Source organism: Streptomyces sp. MB09-02B, assembly GCF_033794485.1.
GTDB lineage: Bacteria > Actinomycetota > Actinomycetes > Streptomycetales > Streptomycetaceae > Streptomyces.
This window is the reverse complement of record NZ_JARGEE010000863.1, coordinates 1-1,338: the sequence shown is the minus strand read 5'-3', so window position 1 is coordinate 1,338 and position 1,338 is coordinate 1. Positions and strand designations below refer to the sequence as shown.

The 1,338-nt window shown below is 75.5% G+C and carries 2 pseudogenes; one reads left to right on the top strand and one right to left on the bottom strand.

Annotated features, from left to right (window positions below):
• Positions 1-7: 7 nt before the first annotated feature.
• Positions 8-55 (top strand): annotated as a pseudogene (locus P1P70_RS45970) (hypothetical protein); the annotation flags it as partial.
• Here the strand turns inward: P1P70_RS45970 and P1P70_RS44695 are convergent.
• Positions 47-1,338, bottom strand: a pseudogene (locus P1P70_RS44695) (AMP-binding protein); the annotation flags it as partial. The pseudogenes P1P70_RS45970 and P1P70_RS44695 overlap by 9 nt on opposite strands.

Genomic DNA, 1,338 nt, shown 5'->3' with positions numbered 1-1,338 from the left:
GGGCGCGTTGTCGCCGACGGGACGGTGCCGCGCGTTCGGCGCCGACGCGGACGGATTCGTCCCGGGGGAGGGCGGCGCGATGCTGGTCCTCGACCGCCGCGTACTCCCCGGCCTCGAACCTCTCCCGCAGCACCCCCCGCCGCAGCTTCCCGCTGGTCGTCCGCGCGAACGCCCCCGGCGGCAACGGCAGTACCCGTACGTCGTCGTGCCCGAGGGCCTCCCGCAGCCGACCGGCGGCGGCGCGGAGCACCGGCGCGGCGGCAGACCGTTCGGGCCGGGCCCACTGCACGAACGCGACGACCCGCTCACCCCCGCCGTCCGGATCGGTGGAGCCCACGACGGCCACGGCACCGGACGGCAGCCCCGGCGTCGCGGCGACCGTCTCCTCCAGGTCGGCCGCGTGGAACGTACGGCCGTTGACGAACACGACGTCCTTGTGGCGTCCGGTGACGCACAGCCGCCCGTCCCGCAGGAACCCGAGGTCGCCCGTGCGCAGCCAGCCGTCGCCCCCGAACGCGGCCGCGCTCGCCTCGGGCGCCCGGTGGTAGCCGCGTCCCACCTGGGGGCCCCGCACCTCCACATGCCCGACCCGCGACTCGCCCGCCGGGGCCCCGGTGTCGTCGGTGATCCGGACCTCGCAGCCCGCGACGGGCCGCCCCAGGTCCATCAACTCCACGGCGCGCGGCCCGGGTCGCGCGACCACCACCCGGCCCGCACCGAGCGCGGCCCGGTCCAGCACCAGTGGCGTCGCGGTCTCGCCCAGCGGCGGCACGGTCACCGCGAGGGTCGCCTCGGCCAGGCCGTACACCGGGAGCGGGGCGCGCGGGTCGAGCCCTGCCGGGACAGTGAGGGCCGTGAACTCCCGCCAGACGCGCGGGGAGACGGGTTCGGCGCCGACGAGCAGCAGGCGTACGCAGCTGAGGTCGAGTCCGGCGAGCGCGGTGGCCGGGACACGGCGTACGGCGAGGGCGAGGGCGAAGTTCGCGGCCGAGAGGAGGGTCGCGCGGTGGCGGTCGACGGCCTCGAACCACAGGGCGGGACGCTTCGCGAAGGACAGCGGCTCGATCCGTATCTGCTTCAGACACGCGGCCATCGCGACCAGGTGCGTGCCGATGAGCCCCATGTCGTGGAAGTACGGCATCCAGGTCGCGAGCACGTCGTCGGAGGTGATCGCCATCGCGGTACGGATCTGCCGGAGGTTGGCGAGGACCCCAGCGTGGGTCAGCTCCACACCCTTGGGCGCGCCCGTGCTGCCGGAGGAGAACTGGAGGAAGGCGATGTCCTCGGGGGCGGGGCGGGGGAGGTCTGGATGGACCACCAGCTGCCCGAGTCGGCCTT